General features: G+C 67.5%; 18 protein-coding genes. 9 read left to right on the top strand and 9 right to left on the bottom strand.

Going from position 1 to position 18,563, the window contains the following annotated elements; translation table 11 throughout:
- Positions 1–2 precede the first annotated feature (2 nt).
- Positions 3–590 (top strand): methionine biosynthesis protein MetW, encoded by a 588-nt coding sequence (metW, locus tag ACIPPQ_RS06150; RefSeq protein WP_446543276.1) that lies wholly within the window; start codon positions 3–5, stop codon positions 588–590.
- Positions 591–628: 38 nt separating this feature from the next.
- On the opposite strand, the gene ACIPPQ_RS06145 is transcribed toward metW, so the two are convergent.
- Entirely contained in the window at positions 629–1,264 is a 636-nt protein-coding gene (locus ACIPPQ_RS06145) for a TetR/AcrR family transcriptional regulator (RefSeq protein ID WP_327456754.1), read from the bottom strand.
- 251 nt (positions 1,265–1,515) lie between these two features.
- Here ACIPPQ_RS06145 and ACIPPQ_RS06140 point away from each other — a divergent pair, with 251 nt between their 5' ends.
- Positions 1,516–3,816 carry a TonB-dependent receptor gene (locus ACIPPQ_RS06140; protein WP_446543523.1) on the top strand — a complete coding sequence of 767 codons (2,301 nt, stop codon included), beginning with the start codon at positions 1,516–1,518 and terminating at the stop codon, positions 3,814–3,816.
- A gap of 54 nt (positions 3,817–3,870) precedes the next feature.
- Here ACIPPQ_RS06140 and ACIPPQ_RS06135 read toward each other — a convergent pair whose 3' ends face one another.
- From ACIPPQ_RS06135 to hemC, 5 genes are read right to left on the bottom strand one after another with little or no spacing between them, the layout of a single operon-like run.
- Positions 3,871–4,980, bottom strand: a complete 1,110-nt coding sequence (locus tag ACIPPQ_RS06135) for a CaiB/BaiF CoA transferase family protein (RefSeq protein ID WP_446543275.1) — start codon at positions 4,978–4,980, stop codon at positions 3,871–3,873.
- Between the two features lie 19 nt (positions 4,981–4,999).
- Positions 5,000–6,202, bottom strand: coding sequence for an acyl-CoA dehydrogenase (locus ACIPPQ_RS06130; RefSeq protein ID WP_446543274.1), 1,203 nt, complete (start codon positions 6,200–6,202; stop codon positions 5,000–5,002).
- Positions 6,203–6,248: 46 nt separating this feature from the next.
- Positions 6,249–7,160 (bottom strand): mitofilin family membrane protein, encoded by a 912-nt coding sequence (locus tag ACIPPQ_RS06125; RefSeq protein WP_446543273.1) that lies wholly within the window; start codon positions 7,158–7,160, stop codon positions 6,249–6,251.
- Between the two features lie 19 nt (positions 7,161–7,179).
- Positions 7,180–7,869 (bottom strand): uroporphyrinogen-III synthase, encoded by a 690-nt coding sequence (locus tag ACIPPQ_RS06120; protein WP_446543272.1) that lies wholly within the window; start codon positions 7,867–7,869, stop codon positions 7,180–7,182.
- Positions 7,866–8,813, bottom strand: a complete 948-nt coding sequence (gene hemC, locus ACIPPQ_RS06115) for a hydroxymethylbilane synthase (RefSeq protein WP_446543271.1) — start codon at positions 8,811–8,813, stop codon at positions 7,866–7,868. The genes ACIPPQ_RS06120 and hemC overlap by 4 nt, the downstream gene beginning before the upstream one ends.
- Positions 8,814–8,876: 63 nt before the next feature.
- Here hemC and tsaD point away from each other — a divergent pair, with 63 nt between their 5' ends.
- The 3 genes from tsaD (at position 8,877) to ACIPPQ_RS06100 (ending at position 12,506) form a co-directional block, all read left to right on the top strand.
- A complete protein-coding gene (tsaD, locus tag ACIPPQ_RS06110; protein ID WP_446543270.1) occupies positions 8,877–9,911 on the top strand; it encodes a tRNA (adenosine(37)-N6)-threonylcarbamoyltransferase complex transferase subunit TsaD in 1,035 nt (344 codons plus the stop codon).
- A complete protein-coding gene (locus tag ACIPPQ_RS06105) occupies positions 9,908–10,900 on the top strand; it encodes an NAD(P)H-dependent glycerol-3-phosphate dehydrogenase (protein WP_446543269.1) in 993 nt (330 codons plus the stop codon). The genes tsaD and ACIPPQ_RS06105 overlap by 4 nt, the downstream gene beginning before the upstream one ends.
- A 76-nt stretch (positions 10,901–10,976) precedes the next feature.
- The gene (locus ACIPPQ_RS06100) at positions 10,977–12,506 is read left to right on the top strand and encodes a lipopolysaccharide biosynthesis protein (protein WP_446543268.1); all 1,530 of its coding nucleotides are present in this window, start codon (positions 10,977–10,979) and stop codon (positions 12,504–12,506) included.
- Here the strand turns inward: ACIPPQ_RS06100 and ACIPPQ_RS06095 are convergent.
- Entirely contained in the window at positions 12,503–12,760 is a 258-nt protein-coding gene (locus ACIPPQ_RS06095; RefSeq protein ID WP_327456734.1) for a hypothetical protein, read from the bottom strand. The two genes, ACIPPQ_RS06100 and ACIPPQ_RS06095, sit on opposite strands and share 4 nt — an antisense overlap.
- Before the next feature lie 52 nt (positions 12,761–12,812).
- On the bottom strand, positions 12,813–13,811 hold the full coding sequence (locus tag ACIPPQ_RS06090; RefSeq protein WP_446543267.1) for an adenosine kinase: 999 nt from the start codon (positions 13,809–13,811) through the stop codon (positions 12,813–12,815).
- A 233-nt stretch (positions 13,812–14,044) separates the two neighbouring features.
- On the opposite strand from ACIPPQ_RS06090, the gene ACIPPQ_RS06085 reads away from it, so the two are divergent.
- Both ACIPPQ_RS06085 and ACIPPQ_RS06080 read left to right on the top strand, forming a co-directional pair.
- A complete protein-coding gene (locus ACIPPQ_RS06085) occupies positions 14,045–14,728 on the top strand; it encodes an EI24 domain-containing protein (protein ID WP_446543266.1) in 684 nt (227 codons plus the stop codon).
- Positions 14,725–15,099, top strand: coding sequence for a hypothetical protein (locus ACIPPQ_RS06080; protein WP_446543265.1), 375 nt, complete (start codon positions 14,725–14,727; stop codon positions 15,097–15,099). The genes ACIPPQ_RS06085 and ACIPPQ_RS06080 overlap by 4 nt, the downstream gene beginning before the upstream one ends.
- A gap of 34 nt (positions 15,100–15,133) precedes the next feature.
- Here the strand turns inward: ACIPPQ_RS06080 and queG are convergent, their stop codons facing one another.
- The gene (queG, locus tag ACIPPQ_RS06075) at positions 15,134–16,186 is read right to left on the bottom strand and encodes a tRNA epoxyqueuosine(34) reductase QueG (RefSeq protein ID WP_446543264.1); all 1,053 of its coding nucleotides are present in this window, start codon (positions 16,184–16,186) and stop codon (positions 15,134–15,136) included.
- A 49-nt stretch (positions 16,187–16,235) separates the two neighbouring features.
- Between queG and ACIPPQ_RS06070 the strand changes: the two genes are divergently transcribed.
- Positions 16,236–17,210, top strand: coding sequence for an ABC transporter ATP-binding protein (locus tag ACIPPQ_RS06070; RefSeq protein WP_446543263.1), 975 nt, complete (start codon positions 16,236–16,238; stop codon positions 17,208–17,210).
- The gene (locus tag ACIPPQ_RS06065; protein WP_446543262.1) at positions 17,207–18,481 is read left to right on the top strand and encodes an ABC transporter permease; all 1,275 of its coding nucleotides are present in this window, start codon (positions 17,207–17,209) and stop codon (positions 18,479–18,481) included. The genes ACIPPQ_RS06070 and ACIPPQ_RS06065 overlap by 4 nt, the downstream gene beginning before the upstream one ends.
- Positions 18,482–18,563 lie beyond the last annotated feature (82 nt).

The raw sequence follows: 18,563 nt of genomic DNA, 5'->3' as shown, positions 1-18,563 counted from the left end.
CGATGAAGCTGCGCCCCGATCTTGCGATCATCGCCGATGCCGTCCCGTCGACGGCGCGCGTGCTCGACGTCGGCTGCGGCGACGGCGACCTGATGGCGGCACTCCGCGACAAGGGCGTCGATGCCCGCGGGCTCGAGATCGATCCCGACAATGTCACCGCGGCGATCGCGCGCGGCCAGTCGGTGGTGCAGGGTGACGCCAACCGCGACCTTGCCGACTATCCCGACGACGCCTTCGACTATGCGATCCTGTCGCAGACGCTGCAGACGACCGAACGCCCCGACCGCGTCGTCGACGAATTGCTGCGCATCGCGCCGCGCGCCTTCGTCAGCTTCCCCAATTTCGCGCATTGGCGGATCCGCCTCGCGCTCCTGTGGGGCGGACGGATGCCGGTGACGCGGCTGCTGCCCGTCGCCTGGTACGAAACGCCGAACATCCACCATGTCACCGTCAGCGATTTCCGCGACCTCGTGCGCGACAAGGGCATCGCGGTCGAACGCGTCTGGCACCTGTCGGGCGACCGGCCGACGAGCGACGCCGCCGCGAGCTGGCGCGCAGAACATGCGATCTTCCTGATTTCGCGCAATTAGATCCTCCCTGTGGTGAAGCCATGGGGAGGATATTTCGGTTAATCGCGCTTCTTGAGCCCGTTCGCGAGCAGGTCGTTCGCGATGCGCGCAATCTCCGATATGTCGCTCTCTTCGTCCCACAGACCATAGCGCATGCCGAGGAACACGTTCATCCCGCCGATCGCCCACGCGTGGATTTCGCTGACGTCATCGCGGATCTCGCCGCGCGCCGCGCCGCCCTCGAGCCGCTGGCGGACGCGCGCGACCGTCGTTTCATAATGGCGGCGATAGCTCGCATAATCGACGAACTCGGCCTCATCGATGATCCGGTAAATCTCCTTATGCTCGCGCACGAAGCCCAGATAGGATTCGAGCCCGATGCGCTCGGCGCTGATCTCGTCGGGCGCGGCCTGGACCAGCGGGGTGACATGATCGCGTAGCTGTTCGCTCATATAGCGGACGAGCGCCTGGAAGATTTCCTCTTTCGAATCGAAATAGGTGTAGAAGCTGCCGAGCGCGGTCCCGGCGCGGCGCGTGATCGCGCTGATCGACGCCTCATGAAAACCGCGCTCGCCGAATTCGATCGCCGCGGCGTCGAGCAGCTTGCGCAAGGTCCGGCGCCCGCGCTCGGTGCGCGGCGTCTTGTCGCGCGGTTCGCTCTCGGCATGTTCTGTCGCGACTGGCGGCTGATCCATAAACTGCCCTTGCCTCCCCTCGTCGCTGCATCGTGGCTTTTTCGCACCACTGGCAAGCAAAAAACGACGATTGCACATTCCAAGTTGAAACTTGGTTCATGTTTCATTATTGGAAGCGGCGCGGCTTGGCAAGCACCAGCCCAAGAAAACCGACAAGGGTGGCGAGGGGCCGCCCGCCACATGGGAGAGTCTTCATGCGTCCTTTCGCCCGCTCGCTGCGCCGTGCCGTCCTCGCCACCAGCGCGCTTTCCATGATCGCCTTCGCGCCCCCGGTCTTTGCGCAGGACGAAGGCGCGAGCACCGACGCCAGCGACAATGAGATCATCGTGACGGCACGCCGCCGCGACGAACGGCTGATCGACGTTCCGGTCGCGATCACCGCCTATTCGGGCGACGCGCTCGCCAAGGCCGGCGCGATCGACATTACCGACATCGGCCAGACCACCCCGAATACGACGCTCGAAGTGTCGCGCGGTTCGAACTCGACGCTCAGCGCCTTCATCCGCGGCGTCGGCCAGCAGGATCCGGTGTCGGGATTCGAACAGGGCGTCGGCATCTATCTCGATGACGTCTATCTCAACCGCCCGCAGGCCGCGGTGCTCGACATCTATGACGTCGAACGCATCGAAGTGCTGCGCGGCCCGCAAGGGACGCTCTACGGCCGCAACACGATCGGCGGCGCGGTCAAATATGTGACCAAGCAGTTGCCCGAGGAATTCTCGCTCAAGATCAAGGGCACGCTCGGCACCTATGACCAGGCCGACCTGATCGTCACCGCGAGCGCGCCGATCGGCGACCTCCTCCGCGTCGGCGTGTCGGGCGCGCGCCTGTCGCGCGGCGGCTTCGGCGACAATCTCACCACCGGTCGCGAAAATTACAACAAGGACGTGTGGGCCGGGCGCGGCACGGTCGAACTCGGCGGTTATGGCGCGCCGGTGCTGATCCGCATCTCGGGCGACTATAGCAAGGACAAGAGCGACCCGCGCGGCGGCCACCGCTTGATTCCGTCGCTGCTCACGAACGCACCCGTCCTCGACGACGTATTCGACAGCCGCGGCGGCCTCAACGATCCGAAGCAGGAAATCGAAGCCTACGGCCTCGCGATGAATGTTACCGCCGAGCTGTCCGACACGGTCACGCTCCGCTCGATCAGCGCCTGGCGCAAGGACAAGTCGGCGACCCCGATCGACTTCGACGCGCTGCCCGGCGTCGACATCGACGTCCCCGGCTTCTATTTCAACGAGCAGATCAGCCAGGAATTCCAGCTTCTGTACGAAGGCGACAAGCTCAAGGGCCTGCTCGGCTTCTATTATCTCGACGCCACCGCCGACACCTTGTTCGACGTCCGCATCTTCAACAACCTCGCGGGCCTGACCGCCTTTACCGAGGCCGATGTCGACACCCAGACCTTCGCGGTGTTCGGCGACTTCACCTATGATTTCAACGAGAAGCTGAGCCTTTCGGTCGGCGGCCGCTACACATGGGACGAGCGCGAAGCGTCGATCCTGCGCCAGAATTATCTCGGCGGCGGCTCGCCGGTATTCGGTGGTGCGGGCGTCGCCTTTGGGGCGCCGGGTACCAATTTCGACGGCAAGCGCAGCTTCAAGAAATTCACCCCGCGCGCCTCACTGTCGTTCAAGCCGACCCCCGACCATAATTTCTACGCCAGCTATTCGCAGGGCTTCAAGGGCGGCGGTTTCGATCCGCGCGGCGTCGGCGTCAACGCACCCGCCGCCATTCCGGGCGCGCCGACCGATGCCGAAGTCGCCTCCTTCCTGAGCTTCCGCCCCGAAAAGGTCGAAAGCTATGAGGTCGGCTATAAGGGCAGCCTGATGGACGGCGCGGTCAATGTCGCGCTCGCCGCCTTCTATGCCGATTATACCGACGTCCAGATCCCGGGATCGGTCGCCTGCACCGTCAGCGGCCTCCCCAGCTTCTGCGGCGTCGTCTCGAACGCGGGCAAGGCCACCTTCAAGGGCGTCGAATTCGAAGGCCGCGCGCGGCTTGGCGAGGATCTGGCCACCGCGGGCGACCGGCTGACGCTGTCGACCGCGCTCGGTTACATCCAGGCCGACTATAAGGAATATATCTCGAACATCCTCGTCGGCGGGGTCAACACGCCGACCGACGTGTCGGATTTCCGCGAGGTACAGAATACGCCGAAATGGACCGCCAGCGGCACCATCGCCTATTCGACCCCGATCGGCGACGGCGACCTCAGCTTCGGCACGACCCTGTCGTATCGCAGCAAGACCTATCAGTTCGAAATCCCGAACCCCTATATCGATCAGAAGGGCTTCGCGCTGTGGGATGCCAGCCTCGTCTACACCGCGCCCGACGATCGTTGGAGCATCGGCGTGTTCGGCAAGAACCTCACGAACAAGGAATATAAGACTTCGGGCTATACGTTCGTGAACGTCAATCCGACCACCGGCGCGATCATTCCGGGGCCGGGTGGCTTGCCGACCTCGGCGCTCGGCCGCGAAGGCACGCTGACCGCCTTCTACGGCAATCCGCGCCAGGTCTTCGTCACCGGCACGGTCAAATTCTGAGCCGGCATATAGAAAAAAGGGGGGAAAGGGGCGTCCGTCGCGGCGCCCCTTTTTCTATGGCGTGAGCGGCGGCGCGCCGGCGCGCGCGACCATGCGTTCGCCGTCGATGACGATCGGGCTCGCGACGCCATCGATCGACGCGCCCTCGGGCCGGAAGCGCATCCCGCGCGCCTGGACCTGCGGATCGGCAAAGACCTGCGCGAGGTCGTTGATCGGTCCCGCGGGTACCCCTTCGGCCTCGAGCGCAAGCGACAGCGGCTGCGCGTCCCACGCGGCGATCCTTGCCGCGAGCAGCGGAATCAGCTCGGCACGGTTCGCGAGCCGCGCGGCATTGTTGACGAAACGCGGATCGTCGGCCCATTCGGGCACGCCCAATATCGCGCACAATTTGCGATACTGGCCATCGTTACCCACCGCGATCACGAGCTGGCCATCGGCGGTCGCAAAGACCTGATAGGGCACGACATTGACGTGCGCATTGCCCATCCGCTTCGGCGCCACACCGCTCGCAAGATAATTGGCCGCCTGGTTGGCGAGCACCGCGACCTGGCTGTCGAGCAGCGCCATGTCGATATGCGCCCCACCCCCTGTGACGTCACGGCGTCGCAGCGCCGCAAGGATCGCGACCGCAGAATACATGCCGGTGAAGATGTCGGCATAGGCGATCCCGGCCTTTTGCGGCGCGCCGTCGGGCTCGCCGGTCAGCGACATGAAGCCGCTCATCGCCTGCACGATATAGTCGTAGCCCGCGCGGTGCGCATAGGGCCCGGTCTGGCCGAAGCCGGTGATCGAGCAGACGACCAGCTGCGGGAAATCGGCGCAGAGCCGCGCGGGGTCGAGCCCATATTTGACGAGCCCGCCGACCTTGTAATTCTCGATCACGACGTCGGCATCGGCGAGCAGCGCCCGCACCTCCGCCTGCCCCTCGGCCGACGCGATGTCGATCGCGACGCTTTGCTTGCCGCGGTTGCAGCTGTGATAATAGGCGGCGCCCAGATTCTCGCCTGCCGCGCCGGTGACGAAGGGCGGCCCCCATTCGCGCGTATCGTCGCCCGCGCCCGGCCGCTCGACCTTGATCACCTCGGCGCCAAGGTCGGCGAGCAATTGCCCGCACCAAGGCCCAGCGAGCACCCGCGCCAGTTCGACGACGCGGATGCCCTGCAAAGGTTTTAAGCCCTGCGGCTCAGGCAAAGGCCGAAATGCCCGTGATCGCGCGGCCGAGGATCAGCGCATGGACGTCGTGCGTGCCCTCATAGGTGTTCACCGTCTCGAGGTTCACCGCGTGGCGGATCACGTGATAATCGGCCGAGATGCCGTTACCGCCGTGCATATCGCGCGCGACGCGCGCGATATCGAGCGCCTTGCCGCAATTGTTGCGCTTGAGCAGGCTGATCGCGTCGGGGATGAGCCGCCCCTCGTCGATCAACCGGCCGACGCGCAGCGCGGTGTGCAAGCCCAGCGTGATTTCGGTGAGCATGTTGGCGAGCTTCAGCTGGATGATCTGGTTCGCCGCGAGCGGGCGCCCGAACTGCTTGCGTTCGCCGGTATAATTGCGCGCCGCTTCATAGCAGAATTCGGCGGCGCCCATCGCGCCCCAGCCGATGCCGTAGCGCGCGCGGTTGAGACAGCCGAACGGCCCTTTGAGCCCCGAAACATGCGGCAGCAGCGCATCCTCGCCCACCTCGACCGAATCCATGACGATTTCGCCGGTGACCGACGCGCGCAAGGACACCTTGCCCTCGATCTTCGGCGCCGAAAGGCCCTTCATCCCCTTTTCGAGTACGAAACCGCGGATCGCGCCGTCGTGCGCCTCCGACTTCGCCCACACGACGAAGACGTCGGCGATCGGCGAGTTGGTGATCCACATCTTCGCGCCCTTGAGGCGATAGCCGCCTTCGATCTTTTCGGCACGCGTACGCATCCCGCCGGGGTCGCTGCCGGCATCGGGTTCGGTCAGGCCAAAGCAGCCGACGAGTTCGCCCGAGGTCAGCCCGGGCAGATATTTGCGCTTCTGCTCCTCGCTGCCATAGGCGTTGATCGGGTGGATCACGAGGCTGCTCTGCACCGAACAGGCCGAGCGATAACCCGAATCGATGCGCTCGACTTCGCGCGCGATCAGCCCGTAGCTGACATAGTTCAGCCCGGCGCCGCCATATTCGGGATCGATCGTCGCACCGAGCAGGCCGAGCGCGCCCATTTCGGACATGATCTCGCGGTCGAAGCGCTCGTCGAGAAAGGCCGAGGTGACGCGCGGCAACAGCGCATCGGTCGCATAGGACCGCGCAGTGTCGCGGACCATCCGCTCCTCTTCGCTGAGCTCGGCGTCGAGCTGGAGGGGATCGAGCGGATCGAGCGCTTCGATGCGCTGCGGGTCGGCGAGGGCCATGGAACGGGCTTTCTCTAAAGGGCGGGCAGCCCTACCGGATTGCGCGCTATGGGGTCGGTTCGGCCGCTTTCGGGGCCATCGCGGCAGCGGGGCTGTCGCGCGGCTCCAATATCGCCGCGGTCTCGATCAGGTCAAGCGCGCGCCGCGCCTCATGATAGCGCCGCGCATCGATCAGCCAGTCGTGCGCCGCCGGCGCGCCGGGCATCGCCTCGACCTCGGCAATCGCAAGGTCGGCCTGCCCTGCCGCCAGATAGCGCCGCGCGCGATCGAGCCGTTCGGATGCGCGCGGCGATTGCGTTCCCGCCGCGCGTACGACGAACAGCTCGCCCAGTTCGCGGCGCAGCCCGGTCCACAGGCTGCCGCCTCCGTCGCCGTTCCGCCCGACGAGCTGCGGCGCCAATGTGTCGAGTTCGGCGCGAAGCTGTTCGAGCGTCACCGGTTCGCGCGAGGTGTCGATGATCGTTTTCACCGCATTGGGCTGGTCGTCACCGAAACGCAGCCGGAGCTGGGCGTCGAGATAGCCGAGCGACAATCCGCGATCGAGCGCGCGCCGGACGGCAAAGGCGACGAGCAGTCCTTCGGCGCGCGACGCGTTGCCCGATGCCGATTCGGCTTCGAGCGTGATTCGCGATAGCCGTTGTTCGAGTTCGGCGACGCGCGCCGCGAGTGCATTCGCGCCGTCGACGGGCGCAACCACCATCGGCTGGCCGTCGGGCGCGCCCTTCGCCGCGCCCGCAACGAGGAGCGGATTCGCGGTCCCTGCCGATGGCTCGATCGCTTTCGGAGCCGACGGCAAATTATCGCCCGTCAGCCAACGATTTACCGCCCATCCGCCTCCGGCGATTCCGATCAGGAGCAGGACGAGGGCGCCAAGGCCGACTGCGCGGAACGATAGCCCTCTCGTCGGGACCGCCTCGTCCTGCACGGGCGAGGTGGTGTCGATACTGTCGATTGCCATGTTTCTCTTTCGAACGACCCTATTTTGCACCCTTGTGCCACAAAGCACGCGCCTGTGCCAATATTGCGACATCGTCCGGCTGTCCCGCGATGGCGATGTCGTGCCACCCACTCCCGGCGGCCGCCGCGACCGCGGGGCTGATGGCAACGAGCGACAGATGGTCGCGTGCAGCGCCCACGAGGTCCGAAATCCGCCGTGCGGCACGCGCCGAATGGGCGAGCAGGACCGCGGGTTCGGCGATCAGCCCCATCCATTCGGCAGGCGGCGAGACGGGATCGACAGCATAGCAGGGCAAGGCCGTGATCGCGGCGCCGCGTACGTCGAATGCGGACCGGTCTCGCCCGCAAAGCCATAATATATTTCGGATATTGTCCGACGTCATGGCGTCAAGAAGCTGCTGGGCGTCCGTCGATCCGGCCGTCGCCACCATCAGTCCCGCCGCCTCTGCCGCGCGCGCGGTGGCCGCGCCGACGGCATAGGCGGGTAGCGATGCAAGGCGGGCAAGCCCCGGCCCCGCGAGCCGCGGCGCCGCGGCGCTCGTCAGCAGCAGCGCGTCGAAATCTTCGGCGAGCGGCGCGTCCCAATCGAGCGCGCGCGCCGCAAAAAGCGGCATGGCCCGCGCGTCGAACCCCATTTTCTGTGCCCGCTCGACCGTCGCCGCGTTGCCCGGTTCGGGCCGCGTGACGATCAGGGGCGGGCCGTCGGTCATCGCGCGAACAGGCGCCGGACGCTGTCGGGCGCCTCGCCGAGCAGGCGGCGCGCCAATATTTCGGGCGCGCCTGGATTCGCGACAACGGCATGTCCGGCAACATGGTCCGCGCCATCCTCCGAAAAAACCTCGGCGTCGAGGCGGAGCGTGCCGTCACCCAGCCAATGCGCGTGCGCCGCAACCGGCGAGCGGCAATCGCCGCCGAGCGCCGCGAGGAACGCGCGCTCGGCCATCACCGCCCGATGCGTCGGCGCATGGTCGACCGCGGCGAGCAGCGCGCGCGTCGCGGCATCGCCCGCACGACATTCGATCCCGATCGCGCCCTGCGACGCCGCAGGAAGCAGCAGGCGCACGTCCTGCACCGCCCCGACATCGTGCATCCCCAGCCGGTCGAGCCCCGCCGCCGCGAGCAAGGTCGCGTCGGCGTCACCGCCGGCGATCTTGGCAAGCCGTGTCGCGACATTGCCGCGCAGCAGCACCGTTTCGAGGTCGGGGCGAATGCGCTTCACCTGCGCCGCGCGGCGCGGGCTGCTCGTCCCGAGCCGTGCGCCTTGCGGCAAATCGGCGATCGAAACCGCGTCTATTCCCTCGCGCACGACCAGCCGGTCGCGCGGATCGGCGCGTTCGAGCATCGCGCCGAGGAAAAAGCGCGCCTCGCGCAGCGTTTCGACGTCCTTCAGCGAATGGACCGCGATATCGATCGTCCCGGCGTCGAGCGCGGCGTCGAGTTCGCGCGTCCACAGCGCCTTGCCGCCGACCTCGGCGAGCGCCCGGTCCTGAATCTTGTCGCCGGTCGCGGTCATCGGCACGATTTCGAGCGCCGTCATATCGATGCCATGGCTGGCAATCAGCGCCGCAGCCGCCATATGCGCCTGTGCCATCGCCAGCGGCGATGCGCGCGTGCCGATGCGAAGTGGGTTTTGGGGAGTGGGAAGGCCATTCATGCGCAAGCTGCTAGCGCGGCTTGCCCTGTCGATAAAGGGGCGGGTAAAGGAGCGCGCAACAATATGACCCTGATCCTCGGCCTTGAATCGAGCTGCGACGAAACCGCGGCAGCGCTCGTCGACAGCGAACGGCGCATTTTGGCGCATCGCGTCGCCGGACAGGAAGCCGAGCACAGCCCCTATGGCGGCGTGGTGCCCGAGATTGCGGCGCGCGCGCATGTCGACCGGCTCGCGCCGATCGTCGAAGGCGTGCTCGCCGATGCGGGCGTGTCGCTCGCCGAGGTCGATGCGATCGCCGCGACCGCCGGTCCCGGGCTGATCGGCGGGGTGATGGTCGGGCTCGTCACCGGCAAGGCGCTGGCGCATGCGGCGAACAAGCCGCTGATCGCGGTCAACCATCTCGAAGGCCATGCGCTGAGCCCGCGCCTCGCCGATCCGGCGCTCGAATTTCCCTATTTGCTGCTGCTCGTTTCAGGCGGACATTGCCAGCTGCTGCTCGTCAAAGGCGTCGGCGACTACCGCCGCCTCGCGACCACGATCGACGACGCCGCGGGCGAAGCGTTCGACAAGACCGCAAAGCTGCTCGGCCTCGGCTATCCCGGCGGCCCCGCGGTCGAGCGCATCGCAAAGGACGGCGACCCGCACGCGGTGCCGCTGCCGCGCCCGCTCGTCGGCAGCGCCGAACCGCATTTTTCCTTTGCCGGGCTCAAGAGCGCCGTGGCGCGCGCGGCGACGTCGGGCGAGCATAGCGTCGCGGATCTGGCCGCATCGTTCCAGCAGGCGGTCGTCGACTGCCTCGTCGACCGCAGCCGCATCGCGCTCGCCGCCTGCCCGGACGCGACCGCCTTTGTCGTCGCGGGCGGAGTCGCGGCAAATGGCGCGATTCGCGGCGCTCTCACCGATCTCGCAGCCCGGTTCGACAAGGCCTTTGTCGCGCCGCCGCTGTGGCTCTGCACCGACAATGGCGCGATGATCGCGTGGGCCGGCGCCGAACGCTTCGCCGTCGGCCTGACCGACGACCTCGGCGTCGCGGCGCGCCCCCGCTGGCCGCTCGATCCTGAAGCCGAAGCGGTGCGCGGAGCGGGGGTGAAGGCATGACGTCATATTCGAATTTCGGCGTGATCGGCGGCGGTGCGTGGGGCACGGCGCTCGCCCAGCTACTCGCCGCCGAAGGCGCCCCCGTCCGGCTGTGGGCGCGCGAGGAAGAGGTCGTCACCGCGATCAATTCCGAACATCGCAACCCGGTCTTTCTTCCCGGCGCCGCGCTCTCGCCCTCACTGACCGCGACCGGCGCGCTTGCGGACATGGCCGACCTCGACGCGCTGCTCGTCGTCGTCCCCGTGCCCTTCCTTCGGGCTGTGCTCGCCGCGCTTCCGCCCGGCGATGCGCCGTTGATCTTCTGCAGCAAGGGGATGGAAGCGGGCAGCTTTGCCTTCCCGATCGACATGGCGCGCGATCTCGCTCCCGAGCGCCACCATGCGGTGCTTTCGGGGCCGACCTTCGCGCACGAAGTTGCCGCGGGGCTTCCAACCGCGATCACCCTCGCCGCCGCCGACGCCCGGCTCGCGAGCGATATCGCGCAAGCGCTCGCGCGCCCGCATTTCCGGCCCTATGCCTCCACCGACGTCATCGGCGCGGAGATCGGTGGTGCGGTCAAGAATATCCTCGCGATCGCATGCGGGATCGTCGACGGTGCCGGGCTGGGGCTCAACGCGCGCGCGGCGCTGATCAGCCGCGGTTTTGCCGAAATGACGCGTTTCGGCCTGTCGCGCGGCGCGCAGGCCGAAACGCTCGCCGGGCTCGCCGGGCTTGGCGACCTCGTCCTCACCTGCACCTCGTCGAACTCGCGCAACTTCGCGCTCGGCCAGGGACTCGGGCGCGGCGAAGCCGCCGAGGCGCTGATGGCCGATCGCCGCACCGTCGCCGAAGGCGCCTTCAGCGCCCCCGTCGTCGCTGCCGCGGCGCGCGCCGACGGCATCGACATGCCGATCACCGATACGGTCGCTCGCCTTGTCGCGGGCGAAACCCGCGTCGCCGAAGCCATTCAGGCGCTGCTCAGCCGTCCGCTGCGATCCGAAGGACAATGAAGCACTTCGATCGATTGCCTGCACCTCCCCGCCGCGCTAGACTGCGCTTCGGGGAGCAGCAGAAGGGGCGCCAGGCTTGAGCCAGACGAACAGCGCAGCCGCGCCCCCTTCGCCAGCCGCGCCTTCGGGGGATGCGGACACGGCCGCGCTCGCCAAGGGCGGACGCACCAATTTCTTCGGCTTCATCCTTCGCCTCGTCGCGCGCCTGCCCTTCCTCTATGTGGCGGGCCGCTGGTACGGGCCCGAAGCGGTCGGGCGTTTCGCCTTTGCCGTGCTCGTCATCGAACTCGTCGCGCAGCTTGCGACGCTTGGGCTGAAGCGCGGCCTCGCCGAACAATTGAGCGCGCCCGGCGCCGATCATCGCATCGTCGTGTGGGACGGCATGTTCGTCGCCTTCCTCGCCTCCGCGGCGGGGTCGGCGATCCTCTTCCTCCTGCCGCAGCTCATGTATCCGGCGGGCGGGATCGACGGTGCCGATCGCTGGATGGCGCTGCTCGTCTTCGCGATCGCGGGGACCGACATCGCGCTCGCCGCCTGCGCGTATAAATTCGACATCGGCGCCACCGTGCGTGCGCGTGCGATCGTCGAACCGTGGGTGATCAGCATCGCCGCCGCGGGATTCTGGTTCGTCTCGGCGCGCGACGGACTGATGCTGTCTTATGCCGCGGCGATGCTCGGCGCCTTCCTCACCGCTTTGATCCCGATGATCCGGCACTATGGCGGTCCGGGGGTCTGGCGGCCGCATCCCGCGCATCTGATCGGCCTCGCGCGGCGCAATGCGCCGCTCGCCGCCGCCGACGCGATCGAATGGGGGACACGGCGCCTCGACCTTTTCATTCTCGGCCAGTTCACCTCGCCGACGATCTACGGCATCTATTACATGGCGCAGCAGGTCGCCTCGCTGCCGCAGAAATTGAAGACCAGCTTCGAGCCGATCCTCGGCCCGGTCATCACGCGCAACCTTGCCGAGAACCGGCTTGCCGCCGTGGCGGCACAGGTCAGCCAGGTCGGCTTCTGGATCATCGCGGCGCAAGCCGGTGTGGCACTCGCGCTCGGCATTCCGGGCGAGGCGGTGATGGGCCTCGTCGGCCCCGAATTCGTCAGCGGCACCGCCGCGCTCGCTTTCCTGCTCGCCGCCGAAGTCGTCGCCGCGACCGCGGTCGTCAGCGAGGCGGCGCTCGTCTATGTCGCGCGCCACCGCAACCTGCTCATCAGCATTGCGACGCTCGCGCTGCAGGCGGGTCTCAGCGTCGCGCTGATCCTCGTCGCCAAATCGATGGGATTGCCCCCGATCACCTATGCCGGGGCGGTCGCGCTCGCGCTGATGCTCGCGCTCGGCTTCGCGTCGCTGGTCAAGGCGCGGCTGCTTGCGCGCATCCTCGGCGCGCCGGTGAACAGCCTGCGCTGGGCGCTCGTCTGGGCGACCGCGGGCGCGGCGGTGCTCGGCTGGGGCGCGACGCAGCTTCCCGAATGGGCCGAGCTGCTGATCGGCGTGCCCTTCATCCTCGGCATTTATGCCTGGCTGATCTGGACCCGCGGTTTCGGCCCCGCCGACCGGGCGCTGTTCAAGAAGCACCCGGAAGAAGCGCCGGCCGCCGCGGCCTAATCGACCGCTTTCTGTGCCGCATCGCCGACGTCCTGCGCGGCGTCGCCAACCTTTTGCGCGGCTTCGGTAACCGCGCCCGTCTGCGCGCTGTCGTTGGCGAGGAACTGGAATGCGACAAAGGCCGCGACCGCGAGGACAACGAGCAGGATCAGGCCCATGCCCAATCCGCCGCCTCGCCGCGGTTCGCGATCGATGATCGTCGTGGTGTGCGTCGACCCGTCGGGGGTGCGCGTCTCGTGAATTTCATCGGCCATGTCGACCTCCTATGCTGATGGCGCATAGGACGCTTCATCCCGGTGAAAGTTCCTAGGCGAGGCGCGCGGCGACCGTCGCCTTGAGGTCGGTCTGGGCGCGCGGCCCAACCTGCGCGATGATTTCGCGAGCGCACACGGCGCCCATCGTCAGGCAGTCGGCGATCGAACGCCCCTGCGCCTGCCCCGACAGGAAACCCGCCGCAAACAGGTCGCCCGCACCCGTCGTGTCGACGACGGTGTCGATCGGCTCGGCGCCGACTTCGGTGCGTTCGCCGCCGGTGATCGCGAGCGCACCGTGCGAACCGCGCGTCACGACGAGCAGCGGCACCTGCGGTGCGACCTTTGCAACCGCCGCTTCGAAATCATCGGTTTCGGCGAGCGCGCAAATCTCGACCTCGTTCGCGAACAGGATGTCGAAGAGGCCTTCGGCGATCAGGTTACGGAAATCGGCGCCGTGACGATCGATGATGAAGGCATCCGAGAGGGTGAAGGCGACCTTGCGCCCGGCCGCCCGCGACACGTCGATCGCGCGCCGCATCGCCGCGCGCGACAGTTCGGGATCCCACAGATAGCCTTCGAGATAGAGGATGTCGGAATCGGCGATCCACGCCTCATCGATCATCGACTGTTCGAGCAGGTGGCTCGCGCCGAGGAAGGTGTTCATCGTCCGCTGGCCGTCGGGGGTGACGAGGATCAGGCAGCGCGCGGTCGGCGCGCCTTCGCTGAGCGGCGGGGTTTCATAGGCGACGCCAAGCGCGCGCAGGTCGTGCGTGAAGACATGCCCGAGCTGGTCGTCGGCGACCTGCCCGATAAAGCTGCACCGCTGGCCGAGCGCGGCCATGCCCGCGAGCGTATTCGCGGCCGAACCGCCCGACATTTCGATCGCCGGCCCCATCGCCGCGTAAAGCCGTTCGGCCTCTTCAGCGTCGATCAGCCGCATCGACCCCTTGGTCAGGCCTTCGGCGGTGATCAGCGCATCGTCGGCGCGGGCGATGACGTCGACGATCGCATTGCCGATGGCAACAACGTCGAAACGGGCGGTGGAGGCCATGAAATATCCTGTGATGCGTGGAAAAAGCTGCGCGGGCCTTTACGGGCGGCGGCGCGCCAAGGCAAGCAGAACGCTCGCGAGTCGCCATCCCTCCCTTCTTCGTCACGCCGGGCTTGATCCGACATCCATCCAGCGTCGAAGCTATAGACCCCGGATCAAGTCGGGGGTGACCAGAGGAATAGATTGTCGACCTGCGCTTGACGGGAGGGGTTCGCTCGCGCCATCCCCTGACCATGGCCCGCGCCGTTCATGCTTTCCTGCTCGCACTCAGGGACTTGCCCCAGCCGCGCGTGCTCCGCGTCCTCGCGCAGAGCCTTGCCCTCACTTTGCTCCTGCTCGCGGTCATGGGCGTCGCGATCTTCTGGTCCGCACGCTGGGCGCTGGCGCATTGGCAATGGCTGGACGAAGCGCAGCAGGATGTGGCGGGCCTGCTGGTCGTCGTCGCCATCCTCGCCGGCAGCTGGCTGCTCTTTCGCGCGGTCGCGATCGTCGTCGTCGGGCTGTTCGCCGACGGCATCGTCGCCGATGTCGAGGGGCGCCATTATCCGGCCGCGGCGGCGCGCGCCGTCGATGTCGGCTGGCGCCAGAATATCAGCCTCGCGCTCGCGTCGCTCGTCCGGCTCGTCGGCGGCAACCTGCTCGCACTGCCCGTCTATATCCTGCTGCTCGTGACGGGAATCGGCACGCCGATCTTCGCACTGTTCGTCAACGCGCTGCTGCTCGGCCGCGATCTCGAGGCGATGGTGCTCGCACGCCATCCCGACCGGCCACCGCTCGATCGCCCGGGGCGCTGGTCGCTCGGGCTGCTGTCCGCCGCAAGCTTCATGGTGCCCGTCGCCAATCTGTTGGCGCCTATCCTGAGCGCCGCTATGGCCGTGCACATGCTGCACCTGCGCGACGGGGACGAAAAAAGATGACCAAAAATGGACAGTTGGCTGCTATCGCCGGCCTCGCCCTGACGCTCGGCGCCTGCGCCGGCCCCGCGATCCCGCGCCCCTCGACGCCGCCCCCGGTCACACAGCAGCCGACGGTGGTAAAGCCGGTGCAGAACAATGCGCTGATCGGCAACAGCGCCGATGCGATCGGGCGCATGTTCGGCAAACCGCGGCTCGACGTCACCGAAGGCGCGGGCCGCAAGCTCCAGTTCGCCGGCACGAACTGCATCCTCGATGTCTATTTCTATGCCCCGCGCGCAGGCGCCAATCCGGTCGCGACGCATGTCGACGCGCGCACCCCCGACGGCCGCAATGCCGAGGTCAACAGCTGCGCGCAGTCGTTGCAGCGTTAGGAACGGGCCGGCGCCGGTTCACTTGCGAATGACGTCACGACGCCAGCTCGGCGAGCGCCCATAGCGCCGCATCGGCGACCATCGGCGATTCATCCGTCGTCAGTCGTTCGAGCACCGGAACGAAGCGCACATCGCCGCTGTTTCCCGCCGCAATCGCGGCATTGCGTACCATTCGTCCGCGCCCGATCCGCTTGATCGGCGACCCCGCGAAGACCTGCCGGAAATCGGCATCGTCAAGCGCGAGCAGGTCGCCGAGCGACGGCGCGGCGAGTTCGGCTCGCGGCAGGAAGGCGCGGTGCGTATGCGCGATGTCGGCGAATTTGTTCCACGGGCACGCCGCAAGGCAATCGTCGCAGCCATAGATACGGTTGCCGATCCCGCGCCGCAGCGCGACGGGAATCGGACCATTATGTTCGATCGTGAGGTACGAGATGCAGCGACGCGCATCGAGCCGGTACGGCGCAGGAAAGGCCTGCGTCGGGCAGGCATCCTGGCACGCCGAACAGCTGCCGCACGTGTCGCGCCCCGGTTTCGACGGCGCCAGTTCCAGCGTCGTGTAAATCGCGCCCAGAAACAGCCAGCTGCCATGATCGCGGCTGACGAGATTGGTGTGCTTGCCCTGCCAGCCGAGGCCCGCCGCGGCCGACAACGGCTTTTCCATCACCGGCGCAGTGTCGACGAACACCTTGACCTCGGCGTCCGTCACTTCGGCAACCAGCCAGCGCGCGACCGCCTTCAGCGCCCTTTTGACGACGTCATGATAATCGCCGCCCTGCGCATAGACCGAAATCCGTCCGCGGTCGGGATGATCGGCAAGCGCCAGCGGATCGAGTGCTGGCGCATAACTCATGCCGAGCGCGATCACCGATTGGACCTCGGGCCAGAGCCCCTTGGGCGAACCGCGCTGTTCGGCGCGGCTTTCCATCCAGATCATGTCGCCGTGGCGCCCCTCGGCCAGCCATTGGTCGAGCCGCGCCGCGGTCAACGGCGCAGCATCGGCGTGCGCGATCCCGAACGCGGCGAATCCATGCTCGCGCGCGACCGCTTCGAAGCGGTCTTCCAAAGAAGGCAAGGCTTCGGCAACCATTGGCGCTCTATACGCGAGCCGTCTCGCCGTGCCATAGCCCGGTGAGCGAATGATCGGGGACCCGGGTTTGAGCGATTTCAGCGTCGAGGCGAACGGCCTCACCAAATACTTCGGCGATTACAAGGCGGTCGATCATGTCAGCCTCGCGGTGCCGGCGGGCAGCATCTATGGTGTGCTCGGCCCCAACGGCGCCGGCAAGACGACCAGCCTGCGGATGACGCTCGGCATCATCGATCCCGACGAGGGAACGAGCCGGCTGCTCGGCGGCCACCGGCCGCAAGCCGTGCGCAACCGCATCGGCTATCTTCCCGAAGAGCGCGGACTCTATCCGGGGATGAAAGCGCGCGAGGCGATCGCCTTCATGGGCGCGCTGCGCGGGCTCGACTGGTCCGAAGGCCGCCGCCGCGCCGCGGGGTTCATGACCGAACTCGGGCTCGAGCGCGTGATCGACGAAAAGATCCGCAAGATGTCCAAGGGCATGGCGCAGATGATCCAGCTGATCGGCTCGATCGTTCACGCACCCGACCTGATCGTCCTCGACGAACCCTTCTCGGGGCTCGACCCCGTCAACCAGGAGCGGCTCGAGATGCTCGTCCGGCGCGAGCGCGACCGCGGTGCGACAATTCTCTTTTCGACGCATGTCATGGCGCACGCCGAGCGGCTGTGCGACCGGATCGCGATCATCGCGCGCTCGGCGCGCCGCTTCGAGGGCACGGTCGACGAAGCGCGCGCATTGCTCCCGATGCAGGTGCGCTACACGCCGCGGACCGCCGGCGATCCCGCCGCCGTTGCCGCGAACCTTCCCGCCGGCGCTGAACTCCGCGGCGACGCCTGGCATTTCGCGATTCAGGACGGCGACGTCGAACCCCTGCTCGCGCGCATCACCGCGAGCGGTCATGGCGTCACCGGCCTGTCGATCAGCCGACCGGCGCTCCACGACGCCTTTGTCCATATCGTCCGCCAGGTCGATGCCGGCTTCGATGCCGACGCGACCGGGGACGCCATCGAGGAGGCCAGCGCATGACCCCCTTCATCCGCAGCATGTTCGTTGTTGCGCGGCGCGACTTCCTCGCGATCGTCGCGACCCCGACCTTCCTCCTGTTCCTGCTCGCACCGCTGTTCATGGTCGGCATGGGGCTCGCCGGCGGGATGGGGGCGTCGCAGCTCGCCGACAGCGCGCGCGGCGCGGGCCGCATCGTTGTCGTCGCCGACGCGGCCGATGTCGAAGCGCTGCGCAGCGCCGATACGCGGCTTCGCGCGGCGATGAGCCGCGAACCCGCGCTGCTCGATATCCGGGTCGCCAGCCCCGTCGATGCCGATCCGGTGAAGATCGCACGCGAAAAGGGCAGCGACACTTATGCGGTGATGAGCGGCCCGCTCGCCGCGCCGCGCATCGTCGAGCGCGAGAAGGACAGCAGCTCGGGACGCTATCTCGCGCTGCTCGCGAGCGACGTGCAGCGCGCCCGCGCCGCGGGGGCCTTGCCACCCGTCGCGCCGCGCTTCGAATCGCTCTCGAACGGCGGCACCAGCATCGCGGTGCAGCAGTCCATCGGTTTCGGGGCGGTGTTCGTCATCTTCCTTTTGACGCTGCTTCTCGCCGGCCAGACCGTGAGCTCGCTTGCCGAGGAAAAGGGCAACAAGGTCATCGAGATCCTCGCCGCCGCGGTGCCGCTCGAAAGCGTTTTCCTCGGCAAGCTGCTCGGGATGCTCGGCGTCGCGATGCTCTTCATCGCCTTCTGGATGGTCATCGCGATGGGGGGCGGGCTGGTCGCCGCGACGCAGGTCGATCCGGCCGCGCTCGCCGCGGCGGGCAAGCCCGCGGCCGCGCTCGCCGCGATGCCCGCGACCGGCTGGCCCTTCTTTCTCGGCATCGGCTTCGCCTATTTCATCCTGTCCTTCCTCCTCCTCGGCGCCGCCTTCCTCGGCGTCGGCGCGCAGGCGGCGACGGTGCGCGAAATCCAGATGCTCAGCCTGCCCATCACCATCTTCCAGGTGGGCATGTTCAGCCTGTCGGCGGGCGCCGCCAGCGCGCCGGGCAGCAGCCTCGCCCGCTTCGCCGAGATTTTTCCGTTCTCGTCGCCGCTCGCGATGGCGGCGCGCGCCGCGACCGACGATGCCAAGGCGGTCCACCTGCTCGCGCTCGGCTGGCAGGCGATCTGGGTCGCGCTCGTCATCTGGGTTTCGGTCCGCCTGTTCCGGTCGGGGGTGCTGAGCAGCGGGAGCGGCTGGAAATTCTGGCGCCGCGGCGCGGCGGCTGCTGCGATAGCCACGGCGACCACCGCCGACCGTCATTGACAAAGCTGTTAGCAGTGGCATTCTGCAACTGATTTCGCCGACGGCGGCAAGCGTCGCGGCGAGTCCCTTGCGAAGAGAGGAT

It is taken from the genome of Sphingopyxis sp. LARHCG72, from assembly GCF_052871675.1.
This window is presented reverse-complemented; position numbering and strand designations above follow the sequence as displayed.

What these genes read in the sequence shown, in the direction of transcription:
- metW (WP_446543276.1), top strand. Translation starts at nt 3, where the DNA reads ATGAAGCTGCGCCCCGATCTTGCGATCATCGCCGATGCCGTCCCGTCG.
- ACIPPQ_RS06145 (WP_327456754.1), bottom strand. Translation starts at nt 1,264, where the DNA reads ATGGATCAGCCGCCAGTCGCGACAGAACATGCCGAGAGCGAACCGCGC.
- ACIPPQ_RS06140 (WP_446543523.1), top strand. Translation starts at nt 1,516, where the DNA reads ATGATCGCCTTCGCGCCCCCGGTCTTTGCGCAGGACGAAGGCGCGAGC.
- ACIPPQ_RS06130 (WP_446543274.1), bottom strand. Translation starts at nt 6,202, where the DNA reads ATGGCCCTCGCCGACCCGCAGCGCATCGAAGCGCTCGATCCGCTCGAT.
- ACIPPQ_RS06125 (WP_446543273.1), bottom strand. Translation starts at nt 7,160, where the DNA reads ATGGCAATCGACAGTATCGACACCACCTCGCCCGTGCAGGACGAGGCG.
- ACIPPQ_RS06120 (WP_446543272.1), bottom strand. Translation starts at nt 7,869, where the DNA reads ATGACCGACGGCCCGCCCCTGATCGTCACGCGGCCCGAACCGGGCAAC.
- hemC (WP_446543271.1), bottom strand. Translation starts at nt 8,813, where the DNA reads ATGAATGGCCTTCCCACTCCCCAAAACCCACTTCGCATCGGCACGCGC.
- tsaD (WP_446543270.1), top strand. Translation starts at nt 8,877, where the DNA reads ATGACCCTGATCCTCGGCCTTGAATCGAGCTGCGACGAAACCGCGGCA.
- ACIPPQ_RS06105 (WP_446543269.1), top strand. Translation starts at nt 9,908, where the DNA reads ATGACGTCATATTCGAATTTCGGCGTGATCGGCGGCGGTGCGTGGGGC.
- ACIPPQ_RS06095 (WP_327456734.1), bottom strand. Translation starts at nt 12,760, where the DNA reads ATGGCCGATGAAATTCACGAGACGCGCACCCCCGACGGGTCGACGCAC.
- ACIPPQ_RS06090 (WP_446543267.1), bottom strand. Translation starts at nt 13,811, where the DNA reads ATGGCCTCCACCGCCCGTTTCGACGTTGTTGCCATCGGCAATGCGATC.
- ACIPPQ_RS06085 (WP_446543266.1), top strand. Translation starts at nt 14,045, where the DNA reads ATGGCCCGCGCCGTTCATGCTTTCCTGCTCGCACTCAGGGACTTGCCC.
- ACIPPQ_RS06080 (WP_446543265.1), top strand. Translation starts at nt 14,725, where the DNA reads ATGACCAAAAATGGACAGTTGGCTGCTATCGCCGGCCTCGCCCTGACG.
- queG (WP_446543264.1), bottom strand. Translation starts at nt 16,186, where the DNA reads ATGGTTGCCGAAGCCTTGCCTTCTTTGGAAGACCGCTTCGAAGCGGTC.
- ACIPPQ_RS06070 (WP_446543263.1), top strand. Translation starts at nt 16,236, where the DNA reads ATGATCGGGGACCCGGGTTTGAGCGATTTCAGCGTCGAGGCGAACGGC.
- ACIPPQ_RS06065 (WP_446543262.1), top strand. Translation starts at nt 17,207, where the DNA reads ATGACCCCCTTCATCCGCAGCATGTTCGTTGTTGCGCGGCGCGACTTC.